Raw genomic sequence first — 14,781 nt, 5'->3', positions numbered from 1 at the left:
CAAGCAACATCGCGAGGGTGATTAGCTCAGCCGGGAGAGCATCTGCCTTACAAGCAGAGGGTCGGCGGTTCGATCCCGTCATCACCCACCACTTCCTGAGATGTTCCTGGTGCATCAGGTTTCGCAAGAAGCCGATAGCCAGAGAGGAACACACTGCGCAGCGGTAGTTCAGTCGGTTAGAATACCGGCCTGTCACGCCGGGGGTCGCGGGTTCGAGTCCCGTCCGCTGCGCCATTTTTCAGTAACAGGCGGGTGCCTGCACCAGTCTGAAGCCACAAGGCAAAACGCCTTGGGCTGATCCCAGTTTCAATCGGGCGCAAGCCTGAACGATACGCAGCGGTAGTTCAGTCGGTTAGAATACCGGCCTGTCACGCCGGGGGTCGCGGGTTCGAGTCCCGTCCGCTGCGCCATCTTCGTTTCAAGGTCCCTTGAACACCTTGAAGCAAACACAAGAGAAGCGATCACGTTATCGCTTTTTTTGTGCCTGCCCTGAGGCCATCGCGCCGGAAGGGTAGACCCAGGTTTCAATCGGGCGAAAGCCTGAATGATACGCAGCGGTAGTTCAGTCGGTTAGAATACCGGCCTGTCACGCCGGGGGTCGCGGGTTCGAGTCCCGTCCGCTGCGCCATCTTCGCCTCGAGGCCCCTTGAACGCCTCGAAGCAACGAGAAAGCGACCTTAGGGTCGCTTTTTTCGTTTTTCGCTTGGGCAATTCCGCCCTTGATCCAGATTTACACGAACCTGACAGACTCTTCACCGATCAACGGTTCCTGTGCCTGCCTGCTGTGTTGCACAATAGGCACCTTTCTGACTTACCCGGAATACGCAATGACCAGATCTACCGTCTTTGGTGCGCTCGGGCTGGCCCTGGTGCTGGCGGGCGTGACCGGTTGTTCCTCGAAAAAAGCCGCCGTCTACGAGCATGAGAACTTCGATGACTCGGGTACCTTCTCGCGCAGCTTCCCGGTGAGCGATGCCGGCTCCTGCGAGGCCGCCCGGCGTGCCTTGCTCAGCCAGGGCTACATCATCACCAGCAGTGGCGCCAACCAGGTGGTGGGTAACAAGAGCTTCCAGCAGAACAGCGAGAACCACCTGCAAATCAGCTTCAACGTCACCTGTGCGCCCGATGTGAGCGACGAGCAGCGCTCGACCATGTTCGCCAACGCCTTGCAGGACCGTTACGCCCTGAAAAAGTCCAACACCTCCGCCAGCCTGGGCGTGGGTGTGCTGGGGTCGGTGTCGATGCCGATTGGCTCCAGCGACGACTCCATGGTCAAGGTGGCCAGCGAGACGGTGACGGCGGCGCAATTCTATGACCGTTATTTCGCCCTGGTGGAGAGCTACCTGCCCAAGCCCAAGCCGCAGCAGAAAAGCAAGGCCAAGGTCGAGGAGCCCGCGCCGAAGGCCGAAGCGCCCGCGCCTGCCCTGGGGCTGCCGGAGCAGGCTGCGGCGGCACCGGTGGCACCAGCCCCGGCAGCGGCACCCTTGGTGGAAGCGGCGCCAGCCCCGGCTACCGTTACCCCAGCCGATGAGGCCGTAGCGGCACCGGTGGTGGATGACAGCCAGGGCTCGCAGCCGGTGGCGCCACCGGCGGAGTCGGCACCTATTGAAGTACAGCAGCAAGCGCAGCCTGCCGAGGCCGCCGAGACCGCGGTCCCCGCACTTTGATGGCTTGCCTGTACTGGCCCCGTTCGAGTACTGCGCAGACGTTGAGAACTGCGCAGTAGCTGTGGGAGCGGGTTTACCCGCGAAGGGGCCGGTGCAGCCAATGCACATCCCCTGTTACAGACACCCGGTGATAATGTCCTGAACACCTGCTACGTTTACCACTCATAAGCTTGTCATCATTCCTTCACTCCACCTGCTTAGGTTGAAGGCGACACCGATAAAGATCATGAGATAAGAGGACGCAGGTCGATGGACGAATATCAGGAAGAACTTCTCGAATACCAGGCTTATGAACTGGACACTCCGGAACCGGCCGACGACGCCACTGAGCTTTAGCCCACCCGCCGCTGGCTGCGGCGGAACTCCCCCGGCGTAAGGCCCGTCCAGCGCTTGAAAGCGCGCTGGAAGGCCTCGGCCGACGCAAACCCCAACAGATAGGCGATCTCGCCAAAGGCCAGTTCCGTATCGCGGATGTAGGTCTCGGCCAGGTCGCGCCGTGTTTCGTTGAGCAGGTCGCGAAAGCGCGTGCCTTCCTCGGCCAGCTTGCGGCGCAAGGTCCAGGTCGGCAGCTGCAGGTGCCGCGCCACTTCTTCCAGGTCCGGTTCGCGACCGCCATTGAGCAACGGGCCCAGCAGGTGGGTGATGCGCTCACCCAGGCTGCGTATGCGGGTGCGTTGCAGCATCTCCGCCTCGCACAACTGCAGCAAGTGCTGCCAGGTGCTTGGGCAATGCCGCGGGTTGGCCAGCTGCAGCGTGGCGCGGCTAAGGCGCAGCTGATTGCTTTCGGCGGCAAATTGCACGGGTGTAGCGCACAACGGCTGGTAACGCTCGGCGTAGGCAGGGGCGGCAAATTCGATTTCCAGGCGTTCGGCCTGCACCGGTGTGCCGGCAAGGTCGCTCAGCTGGGCCAACCAGCCCGCGAGCAGGGAATCGACGACAAATCGGTTGTAGGCGTTGTAGGGGCTGATCGAGTAGAAGCGCAGCCAGGCGCCGTGGGCGTCTTCATGGAACGTGGAATGGCCACGGTAGTTGGCTGCATACAACGGCTCGAAGCGCAGCAGGGTGCGCGCCGCCTCGCCCACGCAGGGCGCCTGGGCCGCCGTGACGCCGGCCAGCCCGGCCTGCGCCAGACGGCTCAGGCACCCCATGTGCAGGCCCAGCGCAGCCTCACCGCAGAGTTCGATGGCGGCATGCCCCAGGTGCATGTAGCGCGGTATCGACAAGCGGGCATTGGCCTCGCCCAGGCGTGCTGCGTTCAGGCCATAGCGCTGCAACAGTGGCTGCGGGTCGTGGCCAAGCTCGCGCAGGGCCTCGCTCAGCGGCTGGACAAAGCCGACCGAAAGGTCGCCCAGGCGCACACGGGGGCGGGCCATCGGCCTACAGCCACAGGTTCAGCAGGCGGGCGCCAGGGCTGGGCGTTCCCGCCAGCAGTTCGCCAGCCTGGTGGGCAAAGCCTTGGCCGTCGCTGCCCTGTTCCCAGAACTGCCCACGCATGAACACGCTCATGCTGCTGACATCGGCACCGGCGGCCTTGGTCAGGTGCTGCCAGGCAGCCTGTTCGCTGACTTCGCCGCGCTGCAAGGGCAACCTGGCGCTGGCATTCTGGTGGCGATTGCCACGCCAGGGTGCCTGCCAGCTGCCCTTGCCGCTGAGGAACACCGGGTTGGCGATCAGTTCCACTGCCTGGCGGGCCAGTTGCTGGTGGTTTTCCGGGTACCAGCTGTCGCTGCCCACCAGTACCCCCAGGCGCCCGGCAGGGGTTTGCACGACCTGCAAAGGCTGCTGGCGCCCATCGTGGACATAGCGGCGCATTTCGCTGTCGGGGAACTGTTGACGCTGTGGCTGGCCCAGCAGCGAGCCGTCACCGGCGAACACCATGCTGCTGTTGAACAGCGGGCCGCTGCCGGCATGCAGTACGCCCTGCTTCACATAGGGGGCGGGCAGCACGATCGAGCCGGCTACCAGGGTCACGTTGAATTCCTTGGCCAGGCCACCGAACAGTTGCTGGTAATCCGTGGCCATCTGCTCGGCCTTCATGCGCAGGTGCGCGTCGGCGCGCCGGTCGTCGCCGTCAGCACCGAGCATGGCCAGGCCATAGCGCAGCGGGTTGCTCAGTTCCAGCCATTGCAGGGCTTCACGGCTTTGCGTGACCTGGTACAGCTCATTCTTTTCGCCGCGCGCCCACAGCCAGGTACCGATGTGCTCGGGCAGCACCACTACCGTGCGCGGGCCGACCAGGCCCTGGGCTCGGGCCTGCTCCAGGTAGGCCGCGAGCTTGCGGTGCAGGCGTTGCAGGTTCTGGTAGTCGCCCGGGTACAGCAGCGGCTCGACGCCGAGCAGGTTGCCGTGCTCGCCGGGTACGCCATGGTTCAGCGCCAGTTCGATGCGCAGGTCGGACAGATAATGGCCTTCCGGGCGCTGCTGGGTCCAGAAACCGTAGCCACAGAGTGCGGCGGCCATCACCAGCGCCAGGGTGCTTGCCAGGAGTTTTCGCATCAAACTTCAGCTTTCACCTAAAAATGAGCCGGCCGTGCAGAAATCAGGGACATGACGCAGCCTGATTCATCAGCTCTGGAGTCCCTGTTGCACTGCGTTTGCAGTATCGCGACTGGATCATACCAAAGCTGCCGGGCACTTAGGCGCATTCTCTGCTGCCACTCATGAGGTCCACCGCCGTGCCGGTCAGGGCTTGCGCAACTGCCGCGGGGTGGCGTTAAGCAGGCGACGCATCAAGCGCCGCAGCGCCGTTGCGTCCTGGTAGCCGACCTGCGCCGAGACCGCTTCGACGGAGTAATCGCCAGACTCGAGCAGCGCCCGGGCCTTGTGCAACTGCACCCGCTGGATCAGCTGCCGGGTGGAGTGCCCCGTTGCCTTGTGCACATGCCGCGACAGGGTCCGCTCGGACATGCCGACGCTTGCCGCCAGGGCCCTGACGCTGGCCGGTTCCGGCAGTGACTTCTCGATTTCGGCAGTCAGGCGCGAGATCAGCGCATTACCTTGCGCCAGCACGGCGGGGATGACAAAAGGCGCCTGCAGTTGCCGGCGGTCGAGCAGCAGCGCCTTGCCCACCGCGTCGGCGATTGCAGGTGACAGGCGCCGACGGAGCAGGTGCAGCATCAGGTCGGTTTGGGCGAAGGCGGCACCTGCCGTGGTCACCGGGTGATCGGCCAGCACCATGAAGTCCGGGTCCACGCGGCAACCGGGTGCCAGTTGCTGCAGATGCGCTGCCAGCCACCAGGAGGTAGTCACCCGCCGGCCGTGCAGCAGCCCGGCTGCCTGCAGCAGAAACACCGCCGAGCAGGATGCGGCAATTTCCTGGCCGTTGGCGATATGACTGCGCAGCGAAGCGAGAAACGGCGCTGTCCATGGCTCGGCGAGGCGGTGCTCAAGCAGCTCGATGTCGCTGACGCCGATGCCCGGTATGACCCAGCAGGAATGGTCCGCGGCGCTTGCTTCGAGCGGTTGCACCGTCAGTTGCAGGCCATGGCCCAGCGCTACCGGCCCTGGTTGCGGGCCGCAAACCCGCCAGCGTGGTGCGGCCAGGCCGAGCCGCCCGCTGACGGTGGCTGCGCTGGCGAGGATGTCCAGGGTGGCGGCCACGCTCGTTGCGAATGCCCCCGGTGTGACCAGGATGGTGAAATCGTACATTGTCGGATTATGCTCGAAACGGGACGGATCCGACACTTCTGCACGTAACGGCTGGAAGGCCTAATGGCGCCTCCATTCATCATCAAGGTTTCCGCCATGCCCAACATTCTGATCAAGGTACCTGCCGGGGCTTTCAACGAGGCGCAACGCGATCAGCTGCTCAAGCGCGTCAACGAGGCCGCCATTGCCCACGAACACATCGGTAGCGCGCTACCGCAGCGCAGCCTGTGCTGGGTGCTCATCGAGGAGGTGCGTGGCGCTGACTGGCTGTGTGGCGGGGTGAACATGCACGCCCAGGCCATTCCCTGCATCGTCACGGTAAAGGTGCCGGCCGGGGTCCTCGATGCACAGATGCGCAAGGATTATGTGCAGGGCCTGCACCAGGCCATCGAACACTGCGTGGGGCAGGCTGACGGGCGCATGCTGATGACGTCGATACAGCTGGTCGACGTCGCCGATGGCACCTGGGGCGCGAACGGCAACCTCTGGCATCTTGCCGATTTCACCCGCGCTGCCGGTTACGGCCATCTTGTCGCTCGCGCCCAGCCATGCGGCTAAAACCTGCGTTCCGCCGTGCAGACGGGCTGGGCGATCCAGCCAGTCGGCACGGCCCTGTCAGGGGTGGGCTGGGTAGTCGATGTAGCCTCGCTCGTCGCCACCAAAGAAGGTTGCAGGGTCGGGTGTGTTGAGTTGCAGGCCGTCGCGAATGCGGCGTGGCAAGTCCGGGTTGGCCAGGAACGGTCGGCCGAAAGCCACCACATCGGCACGGCCTTCGGCAATCGCTTGTTCAGCAGAAGCTGCGTCGTAGCCGCCTGCGAGCACCAGGACACCTTCCCAGGCATCGCGCAGCTGCAAGATGATCTCGTCCCAGCGCGGGTCGAAGTTTTCGTCCTTGACGGTGCCGACGACCGCGGGCTCGACCAGGTGCAGGTAGGCCAGGCCGTAGCGGTTCAGTGACTTGACGATGTAGCTGAAAGTTTCGAAAGGGGTGTCATCACCCATACCCATGAACCGCCCCATCGGGGTGAGGCGCACACCGACGCGATCTGCGCCGATCTCTTGCGCCACGGCCTGGACCACCGCCAGCAGCAGGCGCGCCCGATTCTGGTACGAGCCGCCGTAAGGGTCGCTGCGCCGGTTGCTGTTGCTGTTGATGAACTGGTCGAGCAGGTAGCCGTTGCCGGCGTGGATCTCGACGCCATCCATGCCCGCCGCCATGGCATTGAGCGCAGCATTACGGTAATCATCGATGATCGCCGCGATCTCTTCGACTTCCAGGGCGCGCGGGACCGGTACATCGCCCCAGACGCCATTGCCGTCGTGGTCGACGATGAACGTCTTGCCGGGCGCGGCGATCGCACTCGGTGCAACGGGTAGGCCATGGTCAGGCTGGAAACTGGGGTGCGAAACGCGCCCGACGTGCCACAGCTGCATGAAGATGCGCCCGTCCTGTGCGTGCACCTTGTCGCTCACCTGCTGCCAGGCTGCGATCTGTTCGGCTGTGTAAATGCCAGGTGTCCAGGCATAACCTTGCCCCTGCCGGGAGATTTGTGTGGCTTCGGTGATGATCAAGGCTGCGCTGGCGCGCTGGGCATAATATTCCGCCGCCATTGCCGTCGGGATATCGCCGGGTTGGCCTGCACGGGAGCGGGTCAGTGGCGCCATGGCGATACGGTGCGGCAGTTGCAAGGCGCCCACGCGAATGGGATTGAACAGATGACGGGCCATTACTCAGTTCCTTTGCAAGTGGTTTGAATGCGGTTGGCAAGTGCAGCGATAGCGCGGCTGTTTGCTGGATTCAGGTTAATGTCCGGCGCCCCAACTGATAATCAGCACAACCGGGGCAAGTGCATTGCGCAACTCGCAAAACCCGGCAACCTCAAAGCGCCGTTCGCGCTTTACCTCGATACACCCGCAGCACATCAGCCATCACCGACAATGCAATTTCGGCGGGGGTCCTGGAGCCGATATCCAGGCCGATGGGCATGTGCAGGCGATCGACATCCGCAGGCGCCAAGCCGCCGATCCGGCGCAATCGCTCCGCGCGTTTTTCCGAGGTCCGTTTCGAGCCCATGGCACCGATGTAGAAGGCAGGCGTGTGCACCGCCTCCATCAATGCAAGGTCGTCGATTTTAGGATCATGGGTCAGCGCAACCACCGCCGTCGCTTCGTGACAACCGCCGTTGGCGATGTAGATCGAGGGCAGTAGCGGAATCACCGTCACACCTTCGAGCGACAGCGCGGCCACTTCTTCTCGCGGATCGCAAGCGATCACTTCAAAGCCCAGGGCCCGGGCGAACTGTGCGCAGGCCTCGGCAACTGGTGACAGGCCTGCCAGCAGCAAGCGCAGTGCCGGGCCCAGGGCGATCTCCAGGCGACTTCCCGTGCGCACTACGGTGTCGCTGCCGTCGGTGCGGCTGCGGGTGCTGAACAGGCCGCTTTCCAGGTCGATCACCCGGGTCAGGCGACGTTGACCGCGCAGTGCGTCGAGCAACTGGCCCAGGTGGGCCCGCCATTCGGCGCTCGGGGGCCTGTGCTCGACCAGCACGTCCAGGCTACCGCCACACGGCAGTTGCAAGCGTCTGCGCTGTTCGGCACTGGCGCCGTAGCAGATGACCTGTGCCGGTGCGGCATGCTCGCCACGGCTGAGCGCCTCGAGAAACGCCTCCTCGACGCAGCCGCCAGACAACGAGCCACTGTGCGCACCGGACTGGATGGCCACCAGCATTGCGCCAGGCGCGCGCGGTGCCGAACCGAAGGTTGAAAGGACCGTGCACAGCCACATGCTGTGTCCTTCGTCAGCCCAGGCCAGCGCCTGCTCCAGGACCGTCACATCAAGATGTTGCATTTGCCGTTACCTTTGCAAAACACAGGTTCAAGCGCCGCCGGTTCACGCCTTGCGGGTCAGCGGCAGCGCCAGCCGGCGCTGGCCGGTGGCATCCGCCACTGCGTTACCCAGGGCTGCCGCCATCGGGCCCTGGACGATTTCGGCTGCACCCAGGAAGGGTTGGCCAGGCTGGTCGATCAGGTGCACTTCAACGTGTTTCGGAAGTTGCGGGAAGCGCAGGATCGGATAGCCACTCCAGTCATAGCTGCGTACCCCACCGGGGTCATAACTGACCGCCTCGTAGAGCGTCCAGCTGCTCGACTGGACGATGCCGCCCTCGACCTGGTTGCGCAGCCCATCGGGATTGACGATCTGCCCGACGTCCACCGCCGTGACCACCCGCTGAATCTCGATCTCGCCGGTTTGCGGATGCACCTGGATTTCCACTGCCACCGCGCAGTAGCCCATGATGTTCTTGTAGCGGGCGAAGCCAAGGCCGATGCCCGTGCCCGGTGCAGACGAACGCCGTGGCCAGGCGAATTCATCGCGGGCCCGTTCGACCACGGCGCGGGCCCTTGGGTCGGTGAGGTGGCTCAGGCGGAACTCGATGGCATCCACGCCTGCCTGCGCCGCCAGTTCGTCCAGGCAGGCCTCGATGGCAAACACATTGATGTGGGCACCCAGCGAGCGCATTGCCGAAGTGCGGAACGGCATTTCGCTGATGAAGTGCATGTCGATGTCGCTTGCGCCCGTTTGGTACAGCGGGATCGCGTTGCGGTCGCCATCGCCTTCAGGCTGGGCAATCGGCACCGATGGCGCCGAGATGAACGGGCGGGCGAGCATGCGCGCGGGCACCAGGCGGCCGGCGTTGGTGATGCGCTCGTTATGCGGCGTGGTCCACAGCTGGTACTGCCAGTGGTTGATGCGTCCGCTGCTGTCCAGGCTGGCCTCCAGTTCGCTGAGCATGGCCGAGCTGTACGGTTCCCACAGGTTTTCCTGTTCACGCATCCACTGCACGCGCACCGGCACACCGGGCATGCGCATGGCGATGAGCGCCGCGTCGGCTGCGGCATCATCGGCGCCGTTGTGGCCATAGCATCCGGAGCCTTCGGCATGGATGCAGCGTACCGCACTCAGCGGCAGGCCGAGCATTTCGGCGATGCCCGCACGCAGCGGGAACACACCCTGGGTGTGGGTCCAGACGGTCAACGTACCGTCCTTGAACCAGGCCAGCGAACAGGAGGGGCCGATGGAACCGTGCATCAGGTACTGTTTGGTGACGCGCGCCCGATAGGTCTTGCCACTTGAAGGCGTCGGCTGGCCTTCGTGCTGGATGGGGTAGCGCCTGGATTGCAGCTTGGGCAGCAGTTGGTGGATAACGGCCTGGTCCGGAATCACCTCGCCAGTGGTCCACCTCGCCGCCGCGTAGCCCGCCCGCATTGCCTTGATCGCTTGCCATTCATCCTTGGCCACCACGGCGAGATAGTTGCCATCCTCGACCACCTTGACGACGCCCGGCAGGCGTTCAATTGCCTGGCTATCGAAGCCGATGAGCGTGCAGCCCGGCCTTGGTGGCCGGATCATTCGGGCATGGAGCATGCCCGGCAGCCGCATGTCCTGCACGAACGCCGCGCCACCGCTGACCTTGGCCGGAATATCCAGGCGTGGGATGGCGTGGCCGATGAGCTTGAACTGCGCAGGTGAAATGTCCGGCGAGCTGGCCTTGGCATATTGATGCAAGTCGACGCCTGCCACCGCCTCGGCATAGCTCATGCGGGCGCCGGACGGGGCCGTGATCATCGCATCGCCTGTGTGCAGCGACGACACTTCCACGCCCCAGTGCCTGGCGGCTGATTCCATCAGCATCTGCCGCACCTGCGCAGCGGCGTTGAACAGCGCCGTGCCACTGTCGAAGATGGTATGGCTGCCGGCCGTGTAGCCTTCGTTCGGCGTCAGCGCCGTGTCCGCCGTGAGGAAAGTGACCGCTGCCGGCGAGACGTCCAGCCGCTCGGCGGCGATCTGCAACAGCGCGGTCTTTACCCCGGTGCCCAGTTCCACCTTGCCGGTATACACGGTAATGCCTTCGACGCCGACCCTGATCCACGCGTCGAGGTACGGGTTGGTGCGCAGGCTGCCTGGCAGGTCCGGGGCGAGCACGACAGTACCGAGGGTATCCACCTCGGTATCGGCCAGCGCCTTGCGGGCGGCCGGCATCAGCGCGAATGCCATCAGCAGGCTGCCGCCCTGCAGGAACGCGCGGCGACCGAACTCAGTTGTGAACGACATGCAGGCCACCGTTTTCGACGACGCGGGTGATCGCTTCGATGATTCGCAGATGCGTGCCGCAGCGACACAGGTTGGTGGCCATGTGCGCGCGGATGGTGGCTACGTCGGGCTGCGGATTGTGCTCCAGCAGGGCCTGGGCGCGCATGATCATCCCGGCGATGCAGTAGCCACATTGCGCGGCCTGGGTATCGATGAAGGCTTGTTGCAGCGGGCCTGGCCGTTCAGGCGTGCCCAGGCTCTCGACGGTGCGCACGTTGCGGCCTTGCATGCCGGCACACGGGGTCACGCAGGAGAATACCGGCTGGTCGTCGACGATGACGGTACAGGCACCGCACTGGCCCAGCCCGCAGCCATACTTGGCGCCGTTGAGTTCCAGGTGGTTGCGCAAGGCATAGAGCAGCGGCATATCCGGATCGATATCCAGGGTGTGCAGCTTGCCGTTGACTGTAAGGTTCACGTTGCTCATGGGGTCTCCTCGCGCAGAGCCTGAATAGTCGAATGCAAATCCGGCCACGGCCGTTCTGGGGCGGCTTGGCCACGGACGAAGTCCGCCAGGGCGGCGAGCTGCTGGTCGCTCAGGCTGGCCGCGAACGGCGGCATCGCCGGGCCTGGCTCACCGGGTGTGGGGGCGATGCCTTCCAGTACCGTCTTGATGAAGTTGCGTGGCGCAGGGGCCTGCACCGAGGACGTCGCCGTCAGCGCTGGCCTGCCGTCGATACTGCGCATCGGTGCGCCTGCACCATGGCAGCCTGCGCATGCGGCCTGGAACAGATCACCGCCCAGGCTGGACGATTCGGCCGAGGCCACAGCTTTTGTCTCGAGCGTGGCTGGTTGATGAGAGGAGGCCGGCAAACTCAGCAGATATTCCGCCATGGCTTCGACATCGCTCCGAGGCAGCCGCGCGAGTTCCTGGCTGACCGGGCGCATGGGGCCGGCGGCGGTGCCATGGCCGTCGACGACTTTGGCTTGCAGGTAATCCACCAGCTGGGCTTGGGTCCAGGGCGTTTCGCGCCTGGCCAGGCCGAGCAGGGAAGGGGCCTCCCAGCCGTCAACCACTCCACCGGCAAGCGCCTGGCCCGTTTTCTCGGCACCGAGCAGGTTCAAAGGGGTATGGCATCCGCCGCAGTGGCCCGCGCCTTCGACCAGATAGCGGCCACGGTTCCACTGCGGGGACGCCTGCGCTGTCGGCACGAACGGCGCTGAATGCAGGAACAGCAGGTTCCAGCCCGCGACCAGCGGGCGAAGGTTCATCGGAAATTTCATGCGGTTGGGGGTTGCCGGCTGGTGCACCGGAGGCCCGCTCATCAGGTAGGCGTAGGCGTCCGCCAGGTCCTGATCGTCGAGTAACCGGTAATGCGTGTACGGGAAGGCCGGGTAGAGGAAGTGCCCATCGCGGGAAACCCCGTCGCGCATGGCTCGCTGGAACGCTTCGAGTGGCCACTTGCCGATACCGGTCTGCGCGTCAGGCGTTATGTTGGTGCTGTACAGCGTGCCAAACGGCGTCACCAGTGGCAGGCCGCCCGCCAGGTACTTGCCGCCAGGGCGCGTATGGCAGACCGCGCAGTCGCCGGCGGTGACGACCTGGGCACCGCGCGCAATCTGTGCGGGTTCGAATACCATGGGCCGCTCGATAGGGTCGATTGCCGGTCGCCACATCAACCCGAACGCTGCGGCTACCCCGCCCACGCCCAGCGCAATAGCTGCCAATGCCCAACGCTTCCTGTGCGACATCGATACCCACCTCGTTCTGCGCCTTTAGCAACCAGCAACTCCCGGTATTGCCGGATGCCGATCAGTTCAGGGCGAGCCTAAAGGACCACGGCTGGTGCGGGTATGGGTCGCTCGCGCAAGGCAGCTTTGCTTATTACGCAAGGCTGGCAGCGCGTGTTCGATAGCACGTCTGTTCAATCTCGAGGCCGGGCAGGTGGCTATGCTGCAGGCTGATGCAACCTCGACTGGTGATGCCACCAGCTTCCTTCATGGATATCTTCGACAGGGTCGGTCAATGGACAAGTTTCTCGCCTTGAGCATGTTCGTAGAGACGGTACGTTGCGGTGGCTACTCCGCCGCCGCGCGCAAGCTTGGCGTGGCAACATCGTCCGTGGCGCGTCAGGTTGCAGCACTGGAGGCGGAGCTGGGCACCACGCTGATTACCCGCAGCACACGCCAGAACCGCCTGACCGACCTGGGCCAAGCCTATTTCGACAACGCGGTGGGCATTCTCGATGCGCTCGCTGCAGCCGATGGCATGGTTACCGACAGGGGCAGCGAAGCGAAAGGCAAGCTGCGGGTCAGTGTGCCGGTGGAGTTCGGCCGACGCTTGATCTCCCCCCACCTGGGGCGGTTTCTGGCGAGCCATCCGGAGCTGGAGGTCAGCCTCAACCTCAGCGACGAGCGGGTGGACCTTTACAAGGACCGAATCGACCTGACCGTGCGCCTGGGGTCGACCGTCTCCAGCGAAGATGTGATCTGCACCACCATCGGTCATTTCCAGCGCTGGCTGGTGGCCAGCCCGGCCTACCTGGAGCGGCACGGTGCGCCGACGCAACCGAGCGAACTCACCCGGCATTCCTGCATGCGCTTCGATTACGGCGGGCCAATGCGCGACTGGCTGTTCGAGGTGGCTGACGAGACGGTGCCCGTCGCGGTGCAGGGCCGGATGCAGAGCAACAATGCCGACATTCTCAGGCAGGCAGCGGTCGCCGGGCAGGGCATTGCGCTGCTGGCCGACTGGCTGGTTGCCGAGGATGTGCAACAGGGCCGGCTCACCCGCTTGCTGCCTGAATACGAAGTGAACCCGATGTCAGTCAATGCCTCGATCAATATCGTCTACCTGCCAATCAATCGCGCCTCGACGCGTATCAGGGCCTTTGCGCATTTCATGAAAGAGTTGATCAGTGTTGCCTAGCGACATTGCGCAACGCTCTATTGCGTGCTGTGTGGCTTCTGCCTGTGCAACTGACGCCGTACTCTGGGCTGAACTACCTTACTCAGGGCCTGGACCATGCACATTCCCCCGCTCCTGGCATTCGACTTTCTTGACCCTTGGAGCTGGGTGGCGCTGCGCCGGCTTGCGCTCGCTATGAGCCAGGCAGGGCAACCACTGAACGTCACCTTTCAACCCTGCCGCTCGCCATTGAGCCGTGCCGCAGCTGGCATGGCCTACCACGACTTTCTCGAGCGTCGCTTCGGCACCCAGGCGCTGATCCAGCAATCCCTGGTAGCTGCGCAAATGCGCCAGCTCGGCATTGAACCGGCGTTCAGCCAGATCGTTCGCCTGCCCGACACGCGCCCCGCGCTTGCCGCTGTACTGTGGCTGCAGCGTAGCGGCAAACCCGCTCATCACTTTGTGGAAAGTGCGTTTGAGGCCTTGTATTGCTATGGCCAGGACATTGGTGATCCGGCGGTTCTGGAACAGCTGCTGCAGCGGGAACAAGTACCTCTGGGCGAAGTCGTTCAATTCATGCACAGCGACACGTTCAGTGAGGAACTGCAGGCCGCCGAAGCCACGGCTGCGGCTTGGGCGGGACGCGTGATCCCATCTTTGCGCATCAACGGTACGGTGGTATTCGGTGCGCAGACACCGAGTGTTCTGGCGCCGATGCTTGGCTTCTTCAGTGCTCAGTAAGTAGTGAACTGTCCATTCAGGCAATCAAGGGCTGGGTGTGGCCCTGTTCATCAGTTTTGCAATCCTTGTTGCACGGTTAGGACAGGGGATTGCGATTGGTCGCCAGTGGCAGCTATCGGACCCATAGCGGTCCTTTGCCGAGGACAGCAATCGGCCAAAAGCGGTCAGTGACAATATTCGCAAAGGCTACCGCTCAGCTTCCCGAAGACCGATCTCGACTATTGGTTAGGTACAGCACCATCGCTGCACGAGCCGCATCTTTGATTGCTGCTCCGCGCAGTGCTGCAATGGGGTCACGTTATCCGTATAGGATGTTGATCCATGCGAGTGAATCTCCCATTATTCCCGACGCGATACCTTCAGCCTCAACCAAGGTGATATTCGCGCCTTTATCAGCCAGGTGATACGCCAGCGAAGCGCCCACGATGCCGGCACTCATGACAACGACTCGTTTGTCCGGAGCATTTCCCATATCAACCTTCATTCTGTCGATCTGAAGGCGGTTTCAGTGTCTGCCTCTGGTCGGTTTCTGCTTGTCGTAACGGGCAGCCGTTGTCGTCCAGAAAGCAGATGTAGATTTGTCTGAAGTGGCGAAATAGCTGCCAAAATCATCGTGTTAAAGCGCCGCCCGAAATGGCAGCAAGATAAGCGCGTGAGTGTTGTTGGCACTGGAGGGTACCGAAAATTCGTTCAGCGACTACGGCAAGCGTCATCAACGACTATAG

12 protein-coding genes, 4 tRNA genes and 1 pseudogene are annotated in these 14,781 nt (G+C 63.7%); 8 read left to right on the top strand and 9 right to left on the bottom strand.

What is annotated here, in order from left to right:
- The first annotated feature begins 15 nt into the window (after positions 1-15).
- The 5 genes from CAF70_RS13685 to CAF70_RS13665 all read left to right on the top strand — a co-directional run bounded on the left by CAF70_RS13685 (position 16) and on the right by CAF70_RS13665 (position 1,667).
- Positions 16-91: transfer RNA gene (locus tag CAF70_RS13685), tRNA-Val, on the top strand.
- 66 nt (positions 92-157) lie between these two features.
- Positions 158-234: transfer RNA gene (locus CAF70_RS13680), tRNA-Asp, on the top strand.
- 99 nt (positions 235-333) lie between these two features.
- Positions 334-410: transfer RNA gene (locus CAF70_RS13675), tRNA-Asp, on the top strand.
- 141 nt (positions 411-551) lie between these two features.
- A tRNA-Asp gene (locus CAF70_RS13670) sits at positions 552-628 on the top strand.
- A 199-nt stretch (positions 629-827) separates the two neighbouring features.
- Positions 828-1,667: a DUF2242 domain-containing protein gene (locus CAF70_RS13665; protein WP_085625287.1), complete on the top strand. Its 840-nt coding sequence runs from the start codon at positions 828-830 to the stop codon at positions 1,665-1,667.
- Between the two features lie 332 nt (positions 1,668-1,999).
- Here CAF70_RS13665 and CAF70_RS13660 read toward each other — a convergent pair whose 3' ends face one another.
- From CAF70_RS13660 to CAF70_RS13650, 3 genes are all read right to left on the bottom strand, one after another.
- Positions 2,000-3,040 (bottom strand): AraC family transcriptional regulator, encoded by a 1,041-nt coding sequence (locus CAF70_RS13660; RefSeq protein WP_085625286.1) that lies wholly within the window; start codon positions 3,038-3,040, stop codon positions 2,000-2,002.
- Positions 3,041-3,044: 4 nt separating this feature from the next.
- Positions 3,045-4,163 carry a nitrilase-related carbon-nitrogen hydrolase gene (locus CAF70_RS13655; RefSeq protein ID WP_085625285.1) on the bottom strand — a complete coding sequence of 373 codons (1,119 nt, stop codon included), beginning with the start codon at positions 4,161-4,163 and terminating at the stop codon, positions 3,045-3,047.
- A gap of 186 nt (positions 4,164-4,349) precedes the next feature.
- On the bottom strand, positions 4,350-5,315 hold the full coding sequence (locus CAF70_RS13650; protein WP_085625284.1) for a GlxA family transcriptional regulator: 966 nt from the start codon (positions 5,313-5,315) through the stop codon (positions 4,350-4,352).
- A gap of 96 nt (positions 5,316-5,411) precedes the next feature.
- Here CAF70_RS13650 and CAF70_RS13645 point away from each other — a divergent pair, with 96 nt between their 5' ends.
- Positions 5,412-5,873: a tautomerase family protein gene (locus CAF70_RS13645; RefSeq protein ID WP_085625342.1), complete on the top strand. Its 462-nt coding sequence runs from the start codon at positions 5,412-5,414 to the stop codon at positions 5,871-5,873.
- A 57-nt stretch (positions 5,874-5,930) separates the two neighbouring features.
- Here the strand turns inward: CAF70_RS13645 and CAF70_RS13640 are convergent, their stop codons facing one another.
- From CAF70_RS13640 to CAF70_RS13620, 5 genes are all read right to left on the bottom strand, one after another.
- Positions 5,931-7,043 (bottom strand): alkene reductase, encoded by a 1,113-nt coding sequence (locus CAF70_RS13640; protein WP_085625283.1) that lies wholly within the window; start codon positions 7,041-7,043, stop codon positions 5,931-5,933.
- Between the two features lie 151 nt (positions 7,044-7,194).
- Positions 7,195-8,163, bottom strand: a complete 969-nt coding sequence (locus CAF70_RS13635) for an XdhC family protein (RefSeq protein WP_085625282.1) — start codon at positions 8,161-8,163, stop codon at positions 7,195-7,197.
- A 42-nt stretch (positions 8,164-8,205) separates the two neighbouring features.
- Positions 8,206-10,428: a molybdopterin cofactor-binding domain-containing protein gene (locus CAF70_RS13630; RefSeq protein WP_085625281.1), complete on the bottom strand. Its 2,223-nt coding sequence runs from the start codon at positions 10,426-10,428 to the stop codon at positions 8,206-8,208.
- Positions 10,412-10,894 carry a (2Fe-2S)-binding protein gene (locus tag CAF70_RS13625; RefSeq protein WP_085625280.1) on the bottom strand — a complete coding sequence of 161 codons (483 nt, stop codon included), beginning with the start codon at positions 10,892-10,894 and terminating at the stop codon, positions 10,412-10,414. The genes CAF70_RS13630 and CAF70_RS13625 overlap by 17 nt, the downstream gene beginning before the upstream one ends.
- Positions 10,891-12,159: a cytochrome c gene (locus CAF70_RS13620; RefSeq protein ID WP_085625279.1), complete on the bottom strand. Its 1,269-nt coding sequence runs from the start codon at positions 12,157-12,159 to the stop codon at positions 10,891-10,893. The genes CAF70_RS13625 and CAF70_RS13620 overlap by 4 nt, the downstream gene beginning before the upstream one ends.
- A 274-nt stretch (positions 12,160-12,433) precedes the next feature.
- Between CAF70_RS13620 and CAF70_RS13615 the strand changes: the two genes are divergently transcribed.
- Positions 12,434-13,336: a LysR family transcriptional regulator gene (locus CAF70_RS13615; protein WP_085625278.1), complete on the top strand. Its 903-nt coding sequence runs from the start codon at positions 12,434-12,436 to the stop codon at positions 13,334-13,336.
- Positions 13,337-13,432: 96 nt separating this feature from the next.
- Positions 13,433-14,056: a DsbA family protein gene (locus CAF70_RS13610; RefSeq protein ID WP_085625277.1), complete on the top strand. Its 624-nt coding sequence runs from the start codon at positions 13,433-13,435 to the stop codon at positions 14,054-14,056.
- 301 nt (positions 14,057-14,357) lie between these two features.
- Here the strand turns inward: CAF70_RS13610 and CAF70_RS26790 are convergent.
- Positions 14,358-14,528: pseudogene (locus tag CAF70_RS26790) on the bottom strand (FAD-dependent oxidoreductase); the annotation flags it as partial.
- Positions 14,529-14,781 lie beyond the last annotated feature (253 nt).

It is taken from the genome of Pseudomonas sp. B19(2017) (assembly GCF_002113165.1).
GTDB lineage: Bacteria > Pseudomonadota > Gammaproteobacteria > Pseudomonadales > Pseudomonadaceae > Aquipseudomonas.
The sequence above is the reverse complement of the archived record's forward strand: the minus strand, read 5'-3'. Positions and strand labels throughout refer to the sequence as shown.

Coding starts and splice junctions, on each gene's coding strand:
- CAF70_RS13655 (WP_085625285.1), bottom strand. CDS start 4,163: ATGCGAAAACTCCTGGCAAGCACCCTGGCGCTGGTGATGGCCGCCGCA.
- CAF70_RS13640 (WP_085625283.1), bottom strand. CDS start 7,043: ATGGCCCGTCATCTGTTCAATCCCATTCGCGTGGGCGCCTTGCAACTG.
- CAF70_RS13625 (WP_085625280.1), bottom strand. CDS start 10,894: ATGAGCAACGTGAACCTTACAGTCAACGGCAAGCTGCACACCCTGGAT.
- CAF70_RS13660 (WP_085625286.1), bottom strand. CDS start 3,040: ATGGCCCGCCCCCGTGTGCGCCTGGGCGACCTTTCGGTCGGCTTTGTC.
- CAF70_RS13635 (WP_085625282.1), bottom strand. CDS start 8,163: ATGCAACATCTTGATGTGACGGTCCTGGAGCAGGCGCTGGCCTGGGCT.
- CAF70_RS13650 (WP_085625284.1), bottom strand. CDS start 5,315: ATGTACGATTTCACCATCCTGGTCACACCGGGGGCATTCGCAACGAGC.
- CAF70_RS13615 (WP_085625278.1), top strand. CDS start 12,434: ATGGACAAGTTTCTCGCCTTGAGCATGTTCGTAGAGACGGTACGTTGC.
- CAF70_RS13630 (WP_085625281.1), bottom strand. CDS start 10,428: ATGTCGTTCACAACTGAGTTCGGTCGCCGCGCGTTCCTGCAGGGCGGC.
- CAF70_RS13610 (WP_085625277.1), top strand. CDS start 13,433: ATGCACATTCCCCCGCTCCTGGCATTCGACTTTCTTGACCCTTGGAGC.
- CAF70_RS13665 (WP_085625287.1), top strand. CDS start 828: ATGACCAGATCTACCGTCTTTGGTGCGCTCGGGCTGGCCCTGGTGCTG.
- CAF70_RS13645 (WP_085625342.1), top strand. CDS start 5,412: ATGCCCAACATTCTGATCAAGGTACCTGCCGGGGCTTTCAACGAGGCG.
- CAF70_RS13620 (WP_085625279.1), bottom strand. CDS start 12,159: ATGTCGCACAGGAAGCGTTGGGCATTGGCAGCTATTGCGCTGGGCGTG.